This window comes from Streptomyces sp. ICN903 (assembly GCF_022015835.1).
GTDB lineage: Bacteria > Actinomycetota > Actinomycetes > Streptomycetales > Streptomycetaceae > Streptomyces > Streptomyces fenghuangensis.
In genome coordinates this window covers 1-7548 of record NZ_JAKMAY010000277.1, presented here as the reverse complement: position 1 = coordinate 7548, position 7548 = coordinate 1, and the positions used below count along the sequence as shown (strand labels likewise).

Sequence of the window (7548 nt, the reverse complement as noted above, 5' to 3'; positions counted from 1 at the left end):
CGCCCGTTCCGCACCACCCGCGCCACCCGTGCCGCCCTGCCGGCCGTGGCTCTGCTCTGCCTCGGCCTCGCGCCGCCGGCCGCCCCGGCTCCCGTTCCCGCCGCGCGTGAGGCGCCCGGCCCCGTCCAGACCTGGGCGGCCGACCTGTCCCGGGTGGACGCCGACGACAGCGGCGTCCGCCACACCGGCGGGGAGCTGCGCACGACCGGCGACTACGGCGTCCAGGTCCTGGCCCCGCACCGGCTCGACCGGCAGGCCAACCGTGTCCGGATCAGGCCCGACGCACAGGTGCCCGGCGACGCGGGGATCGCCTTCGACGTCCGCGGCCGCACCGGGGACGGCCCGTGGACCGAGTGGCGCGAGGCGGGCGACGCCGACGGCGGCACCGCCGTCCTCCCGCGCGCCGTCACCACCGTCCAGGTCCGGCTGGCGATGTGGGATCCCGAGGGCGCGATCCGGCTGCGCGGCCTGGAGGTGAGCGCCGACACCGACCCGGACGCCCGGCAGGAGCCGCAGGCGGCCGCCGCGTACGGCGCCCGTGTCTTCGCCACCCGGATCGGCCTGGTCGGCCGCACCACCGCCAACGGGCACGTCATCCGGGAGAACGACCGCTTCGTGGCCCTTCCCTCCCGCCGGGGCCTGTCGCGCAAGGGCGGCCGGGAGTACTCGGTGCGGGTCTGCGGCCCGGCCCGCTGCGTCACCGCCCCCGTGTGGGACGTCGGGCCCTGGAACATCCGCGACGACTACTGGAACCCGTCCTCGGTGCGCCAGACCTTCCGCGACCTGCCGCGGGGGGTGCCCGAGGCGGAGGCCGCGTACTACACGGGCTACAACGGCGGACGCGACGGGAAGGGCCGCCGGGTGCTCAACCCCGCCGGCATCGACCTGGCCGACGGCACCTTCCGCGACGTCGGGCTGCGCGACAACGGCTGGGTGACCGTCACCTACCTGTGGACGGGCCGCTGACCGCCGCGTGCCCCGCCGCCCGCGGCCGCCCGGGTCAGCGCACGATGCCGCCGTCCTGGGCGGCCCGCAGCCAGTCGGGGAACTCGCCGGTCAGCCGGTCGTACAGCTCGGCGTCGGGTATGGCGCGCGGGTCGGGGCCGGCGGCGAAGAACCCGGCGTTGTCCACCGCCCGCCTGCCCGGCACGGGCAGGTCGTCCAGCTTCCGCAGGAAGCGGAACTCGTCCTCCCCGAACCCGACGAACTGCCAGAACAGCGGCAGGCGCGACGCCTCGCACAGCACACGCTCGGCGGCGGCCTTCGAGGTGGGGCCGCCGTCGGTCTGGAAGACCACCAGCGCCGGATCGGTGGAACCGCTCGCCCGGTAGTGCCCGATCACCGCCTCCATCGCGAGGTGGTAGTTGGTGCGGCCCATGTGCCCCAGGGACGAGTGGAGGGCCTCGACGCGCCCGGCGTAGTCCTCCAGCGCCACCTCGGCGCTCCCGTCCACGCCGGTGCTGAAGAAGACCACCGGCACCCGTCCGTCGTCGTCCAGGTGCGCGGCCAGCCCGAGGACCTGCTCGGCCAGGTGCTGGACGGTGCCGTCGCGGTAGTACGGCCGCATCGATCCGGAGCGGTCCAGCACCAGGTAGACCGCGGCCCGCTGCCCCGACAGCCGGTGCTTCTCCAGGCTGACCGCGGCCTGCTTGTACAGACTCACCAGCCCGGGGGCGGTGGCCTCCACCTTCTCCAGGCTGATCGCCGGTCCGGACCCGGCTCCGGACTCCGGCCTCTCCACGTGGTCGACGGCCATGACGCCCCCTTCGTGCTCGGTACTGCGGACGCCGAGGCTAACCGAGGCACGGGCGGCGGCAGGACCCCTGTGGACAACCGGCCGCCATCGGCGGTTTTCATCCCGTTCTGCCGGGGACTCGCCCGACATGGCTCATACGGACGTACAGGAGATCCTCGGTGCGCTGAAGGACGTCGACTTCCCGGCGGACAAGGACGAGCTGCTGCGGGCCGCGAAGGTCGGCGGCGCGTCCGGCGAGGCGCTCAAGGCGCTGCGCGGCATCCCCCCGGACCGGTACGACAATCGCGACCAGGTCGCGCGCTCGGTCCGGGTGGATCCCGACTCCGACCTCGGGCACAGCGCCGCCCAGCGGGCCGAACAGGCCCGGAAGGGTGGCAAGCCGGGACTGTCGCAGCACCTCAGGGACGCACCCAAACCCCCCGTGGAGGACGAACTGGATCGCTGAGGGAGGCGGACGCGCCTCCGGCGCGGGAGGTGCCGGCCCACCGACGGCGGCGACTTCCGTGTTTTCGCGGCCCGGGCCCCGGAGGCCCGGTGCCCGGGCTCCCGAGACCCTGAAAGGAGGCTCCATGTCGGGCAAGAAGATGGAAGGCGACGAGGACCAGAAGCGGGCCGCGGCCCGAGAGGCCGAGCGGGCCGGGCAGCAGCCCAGCGAGCGGAGCGAGACCACGGGCGCGTCCAAGCAGCGCACCCACCTCACCGGCCGGTCCGCGATCACGCACGAGGAGCGGCTGGAGACCCGGGACCAGGGCAAGCAGGGCCGGCGCGCCGCGGACACCGGCTCCCGTCCGGTGGGGCAGACCGGCCGCACGTTCACCGGCCGCGGCGCGCCGCCGTACGGCGAGGAGCACGAGAAGGTCTTCCGCGCCCTCGCGGCCGAGGAGGGCAGGCACCCCGGCGAGCCCGTCCACCTCCAGGACGTGTCCCGGGCCGCGGAGCTGCCCGAGGAGCGGACCCGGGTGCTGCTGCACGATCTGGTGGCCGTCCACAAGCTGGCCACCGAGGTCCAGGAGGACGCGGGCCCCGGCATCGGCCCCCGCTACGAGACCAAGCCCCGCCGCTGACCTGCGCCGTCCCGGCACGGCGGGACCGGACGGGAAGGAACGGTTCTTCGGAACCTCTCCGACCGCGTTGCCGCCTTGGCGCAGCAGGTCCCAGAGCTGCTCGGGGACGTGTGCCCCGGGCAGCCGACACCCCAGCCCGATCACCGCTGTCGGCTCCCGGCCGGTATCGGGCCGCGTGCTCGGTGCGCTCACTTCCACCCCCCTGTGGAACTGCTTTCCCCCTGCCCGGCGTCAGCCGGTGTTCTCGGCCGCCCAGTGCTCCCAGGGCTGGGCCTTGACCCAGTCGGTGATCGGGGTCAGCCGGATGCCCAGCGTGTGCTCGACCCCGGACGGGTCCGGGGCGAGCAGGTCCGGGTCCCCGCCGTCGGCGGCGTAGCGGTAGATGCCCGCGACCCCGGCGGCCGACTCGGCGCCCAGGAGCTGGGCCAGGCCGGCCTCGAAGTGGCCGACGTCGAGCTGCTGGTAGGACACCTCGCGCCCCAGGGCCGAGGAGAAGGCCTCGGCCAGCTCCGGGCCGGTGACGACCTCGGCCCCGCCGACGCCGATCACCTGTCCCGCCAGACCCTCCCCCTCCAGGGCCGCGGCGGTCGCCGCCGCCAGGTCGTCGTGCGACATCCACGCCACCCGCTGCCCGGCCGGCAGCGGGTAGGCGAGCACACCGTCGTTGACCAGCGCCGGGCCGTTCCACGGGCTGAACAGGTTGTCCAGGTACACCGGCGGGCGCAGCACCACCGTGGGCACCCCGCTCTCGCGCAGGACGGACTCCGCCGCACGGCGGGTCTCGAACGCGGCGTACGGCGTGGTCTCCTTCGGCAGCGGGGTGTTGACGTTGTAGACGAGCCGTTCCACTCCCGCCTCACGCGCCGCGTCGGCGATGTTCCGCGCGTAGCGCAGCACCGTTTCGGAGTCGTACACCAGCGGCATCACCACGGAGGCGTGCGTGACGCCCTCGAACGCGCGGCGTACCTCGTCCGCGTCGCCCAGGTCGCAGGGCACGTAGTCGACGGCGGCGGACGTGGGGGCCGGTCCGGCCCCGGGGCGGCGGGCCAGGCCCCGTACGGCGTGTCCCCGGTCGGCCAGCAGCCGGGCCACGGCCCCGCCCTGGAAGCCGGTGGCTCCTGTCACCAGGAACTGTTTCCGGCGAGTGTCAGTCATCTCCTGCCTCTCTGCTCATGGGGTGTTTCCGGCCGACCTCGCGCCTCAGAGCCTCCCGGCTGCCGTGCCGCGGCGCAATCAACCGAAGACCTGAGGGATATAGCGATCGTCCAGATGTGCTAGGGAGCGGCGGGAGACCGCTCGGCGGTGCCCGCCCCGGTGCCGCCCTGGACTTCTCCGGGCGCGGGGACGCGCAGCCGCAGGGCCAGCAGGGCGGCCACCACGGCCACTCCCGCACCGACCAGGAAGGCCGCGCTGAACCCGTCGGTGAGCGCGACCGGGTCCACGGCCCCCTCGGAGCCGATGGGGCCCCGCGATTCCGTCCGGGCCGCCGCGACCCCGGACAGCACCGCGAGACCGATGACGGACCCGAACTGGAGACTGGTGTTGACCAGCCCGGAGGCCAGTCCCACCTCCTCCGGCGAGGTGTCGAGGGTGGCGGCGACGTTGGTGGTGACCGACACCAGCGGAAGCGCCACCCCCAGCAGCAGGCTCGGCGGCAGCACGTCGGTGACGAACGAGCCCGAGGCGGAGAGCGCGGACTGCCAGGCCATGCCGACGGCCACCATGACGAAGCCCGCGCACATGACGGCGCGCAGGCCGAACCGGCCGATGAGCCGGTCGGCGTACGAAGCCACCACCACGACCGTCAGCGACAGGGGCAGCAGGCCGAGTCCTCCCATGACGGGCTCGTAGCCCAGCACCGCCTGGAGGTACAGACTCACCAGGAAGAACATCGGGAACAGCGACATCTGCCACATGCCGGCCAGGACGTTGGCCAGCCGCAGGGTCGGACGGCTGAAGACCGCCAGCGGCACCAGGGGGGCGGTCGCGCGCCGCTCGACCAGCACGAACAGCAGCAGGGCGAGACAGGCCGCACCACCGGGCAGCACCGTGCCCGGCCTGCTCCAGCCGGCCTCCCCGGCGTTCACCAGCGCGTACGCCAGCAGGGCGAGTCCGGCCGTCACCGTCACCGCGCCGACGAGGTCGAAGCCGCGGCCGTCGCGCCGCACCGTGCCCGGCGGCAGCAGCCGGGGTGCCAGAACGGCCAGCGCCACCGCGACGACGACGTTCATCGCGAAGGTGGACTCCCAGCCGAGCCAGTCGGTGAGCACTCCGCCCAGCACCGTCCCCGCCGCGCCGCCCGCACCGGCCATCGCGGCGAAGATGCCCAGCGCCCGGTGACGCTCGGGCCCGCTCTCGAAGAGCATCAGCAGCAGGGCCAGCGCCGAGGCGGCGGCCATGGCGGCGCCGACACCCTGCGCGGCGCGCGCCGTGATCAGCAGGAACGCGTTGTCGGCCAGCGCCCCGAGCAGGGAGGCGGCCGCCAGCACACCCAGTCCGGCCACGAACAGCCTGCGGCGGCCGACGAGGTCGGCCACCCGTCCGCTGAGCAGCAGCAGACCGCCGAAGGAGACCAGGTAGGCGTTGGCGACCCAGGACAGCTCGGCGGGTGAGATGCCCAGCTCACGCCCCATGGACGGGGCCGCGACGTTGATGATCGCCGTGTCGAGGATGAGGACGAACTGCGTGCAGGCCAGCAGCGCCAGCGCGTGCCTGCGGTCAGGCGAGGCCATGGACGCCTCCCGGGGCGGCGGCCGGCTCGTCGCGCAGGTCGTAACCGTCGAGGCAGGAGCGCGTGAGCGCCTCCAGCGCCTCGGGGCTGCCGTCGCGGACGATGCCGGGGAGGTAGACGTGCGGGGCTCCGTGGTAGAAGCGCTCGTACTCCGCGTCGTGCGGGCTCAGCGCCGCCGGGAGTCCTCCGGTCCCGGCCCCGGCGATCAGGATGCGCATGCTCCAGCCCTCTGTGAGGTCGGTCGAACGGGTCGGTGCGGGGTGGAACACCGTCCCTCGACCAAGCGTTCTGCATGCGGTGATCGCGATCAATAAGTGAAGCGCTGCCCCGATTTAAGGATCGTCCATGGTTGCCGGCACCGATGTCCTCAGCGAGCTTCTGCGCCCCTTACGACTGCACGGCATCTTCTACAGCAAGTGGATCGCTGGAGGCCGCTGGGGAGTCCGGGGCGCCGACGACAGCTGCGCCGTCCTGCACTACATGCTCAGGAACGGGTGCGTCATCTCCTTCGGCGACGGGGCGGAGCCACTGCGGCTGGGCACCGGGGACCTCGCGGTCTTCCCTCACGGCACCGCGCACACGTTCGCCGACAGCGAGGGCCGGGGGCGCTCCGCTCTTCCCCTGAAGTCCCTCCTTCCCGACACCAGCCCCGGCTCCTCCCTGTGCGTGACGGTCGGCAGCGAGGAGCCGGACACGGAGATACTGTGCGCGAGCCTCCACTACGACCCGGCCGGTGAGCCGTCCCTCTACCGCGCGCTGCCCCGGGTGATCGTGCTGCGCAGGGACATGCTCGAGGGCGAGCTCCTGCTGCGGCGCACACTGGAGTCCCTCACCATCGAGATGGAGCGGACGGCCCCGGGCGCCAGGCTGGTGACGTTGCGCGCCTTCGAGATGATCTTCGTCCTGGCCCTGCGCACGGCACTGGAGCGGCTTGCCGAGACCTCGCCCGCGCTCCAGGCGCTCAGGCATCCGGGCATCGGCAGGGCGCTACTGGCGATTTATGCCGGGTACCACAAACCGTGGACGGTCGAGTCGCTGTCCCGCGAGGCGGGCATGTCGCGGTCCGCGTTCGCCCAGACGTTCCGGCGGCTCGTCGGCGAACCGCCGGCGCGTCATCTGGCTGCCCGCAGGATGCAGGAGGCGAGGCTGCTGCTCGCGGACCCGACCGTGGCGCAGGCGGACATCCCGGAGAGGGTCGGCTACCGGAGCGCCGTGGGGTTCCACATCGCCTTCCGCAAGGAGTTCGGCATCACCCCGGGGGAGTACCGCGCCTCCCGACAGGCGGCCGCACCGACGCCGGAGGCGGATCACCCGCCACCGGACGCAAGCGCGCGGCGGTAGGCGTCGGCGGTGCCCAGCACGCCGTCGACCGCGGCCATCCGTCGCGCGTGGTGTCCGCGGTGCGGTCGGACATCGGCTCCGGGGATTTGGCCGGCACGTCCGCGTCGTCGCGGCACAGGGCTCCCTGCCGCCCGAGCGGGACCTGGCGACTTCACCGAGGTCCGCGCACCGACAGAGGTCCCGACCGCCGCCCGGGCCGGTGATCCGGTCTCCCGTCTCGGCGCGGACCACCGCTTCCGCCCGGGGCGGCTCTCCCCGGCGGGCGACCCCGCCTGGTGGAGAAGACCGTGGGCGACCCATCGCCGCCGGCCCGCCCCGGGGCCCGGGGCGGGCTCCCCGGGAACGCCGTGGCGCGGCGGCCGGGGGCCGCCGCGCCAGGGGTGCGGTGCTCGGAGTGCTGCCGGGAGCTAACCGGCGCTGCAGGAGACCGTTGGCCAGGTCCAGTTGCCGTTGTGCTTGATGGTGACCCCGAAGTTGTTGCCGCTGCCGTTGGGTCTGGCCACCATGACCTGGCTGCTGGGCCAGGTGGCGGTGGTGTTCCAGGTCGACAGGATCGTGGCCGGGGAGGGGACGTTCATCGTCACGGTCCAGTTGCTGGAGCCGGACACCGAGACGTTGAGGTTGTAGCGGTCGTCCCACCTCTCGCCGGCGGACAG

The 7548-nt window shown here is 73.7% G+C and carries 8 protein-coding genes and 2 pseudogenes; 4 read left to right on the top strand and 6 right to left on the bottom strand.

Annotated features, from left to right (window positions below; all coding sequences use genetic code 11):
* Window positions 1-966: hypothetical protein (locus L7D48_RS23075; protein WP_237882048.1), on the top strand; the 966-nt coding region annotated here is incomplete at its 5' end.
* A 34-nt stretch (window positions 967-1000) separates the two neighbouring features.
* Here L7D48_RS23075 and L7D48_RS23070 read toward each other — a convergent pair.
* Window positions 1001-1756: a VWA domain-containing protein gene (locus tag L7D48_RS23070; protein WP_237882046.1), complete on the bottom strand. Its 756-nt coding sequence runs from the start codon at window positions 1754-1756 to the stop codon at window positions 1001-1003.
* Between the two features lie 127 nt (window positions 1757-1883).
* Between L7D48_RS23070 and L7D48_RS23065 the strand changes: the two genes are divergently transcribed.
* Both L7D48_RS23065 and L7D48_RS23060 read left to right on the top strand, forming a co-directional pair.
* Window positions 1884-2201 carry a DUF2795 domain-containing protein gene (locus tag L7D48_RS23065; RefSeq protein ID WP_237882044.1) on the top strand — a complete coding sequence of 106 codons (318 nt, stop codon included), beginning with the start codon at window positions 1884-1886 and terminating at the stop codon, window positions 2199-2201.
* Between the two features lie 124 nt (window positions 2202-2325).
* On the top strand, window positions 2326-2820 hold the full coding sequence (locus tag L7D48_RS23060; RefSeq protein ID WP_237882043.1) for a hypothetical protein: 495 nt from the start codon (window positions 2326-2328) through the stop codon (window positions 2818-2820).
* Between the two features lie 39 nt (window positions 2821-2859).
* Here L7D48_RS23060 and L7D48_RS29600 read toward each other — a convergent pair.
* The 4 genes and pseudogenes from L7D48_RS29600 to L7D48_RS23045 all read right to left on the bottom strand — a co-directional run.
* Window positions 2860-2964 (bottom strand): annotated as a pseudogene (locus L7D48_RS29600) (beta-ketoacyl synthase N-terminal-like domain-containing protein); the annotation flags it as partial.
* Between the two features lie 87 nt (window positions 2965-3051).
* Entirely contained in the window at window positions 3052-3975 is a 924-nt protein-coding gene (locus L7D48_RS23055; RefSeq protein ID WP_237882041.1) for an SDR family oxidoreductase, read from the bottom strand.
* 119 nt (window positions 3976-4094) lie between these two features.
* A complete protein-coding gene (locus L7D48_RS23050) occupies window positions 4095-5552 on the bottom strand; it encodes an MFS transporter (protein ID WP_237882039.1) in 1458 nt (485 codons plus the stop codon).
* Window positions 5539-5769 carry a hypothetical protein gene (locus L7D48_RS23045; RefSeq protein ID WP_237882037.1) on the bottom strand — a complete coding sequence of 77 codons (231 nt, stop codon included), beginning with the start codon at window positions 5767-5769 and terminating at the stop codon, window positions 5539-5541. Before L7D48_RS23045 ends, L7D48_RS23050 begins: the two co-directional genes overlap by 14 nt.
* A gap of 127 nt (window positions 5770-5896) precedes the next feature.
* Here L7D48_RS23045 and L7D48_RS23040 point away from each other — a divergent pair, with 127 nt between their 5' ends.
* Entirely contained in the window at window positions 5897-6892 is a 996-nt protein-coding gene (locus L7D48_RS23040) for an AraC family transcriptional regulator (RefSeq protein WP_237882035.1), read from the top strand.
* A 407-nt stretch (window positions 6893-7299) separates the two neighbouring features.
* Here the strand turns inward: L7D48_RS23040 and L7D48_RS23035 are convergent.
* A pseudogene (locus tag L7D48_RS23035) lies at window positions 7300-7548 on the bottom strand (1,4-beta-xylanase); the annotation flags it as partial.

Excerpts from the sequence above, each read along its gene's own strand:
- L7D48_RS23070 (WP_237882046.1), bottom strand. The coding sequence starts at position 1,756 with ATGGCCGTCGACCACGTGGAGAGGCCGGAGTCCGGAGCCGGGTCCGGA.
- L7D48_RS23045 (WP_237882037.1), bottom strand. The coding sequence starts at position 5,769 with ATGCGCATCCTGATCGCCGGGGCCGGGACCGGAGGACTCCCGGCGGCG.
- L7D48_RS23065 (WP_237882044.1), top strand. The coding sequence starts at position 1,884 with ATGGCTCATACGGACGTACAGGAGATCCTCGGTGCGCTGAAGGACGTC.
- L7D48_RS23050 (WP_237882039.1), bottom strand. The coding sequence starts at position 5,552 with ATGGCCTCGCCTGACCGCAGGCACGCGCTGGCGCTGCTGGCCTGCACG.
- L7D48_RS23040 (WP_237882035.1), top strand. The coding sequence starts at position 5,897 with ATGGTTGCCGGCACCGATGTCCTCAGCGAGCTTCTGCGCCCCTTACGA.
- L7D48_RS23055 (WP_237882041.1), bottom strand. The coding sequence starts at position 3,975 with ATGACTGACACTCGCCGGAAACAGTTCCTGGTGACAGGAGCCACCGGC.
- L7D48_RS23060 (WP_237882043.1), top strand. The coding sequence starts at position 2,326 with ATGTCGGGCAAGAAGATGGAAGGCGACGAGGACCAGAAGCGGGCCGCG.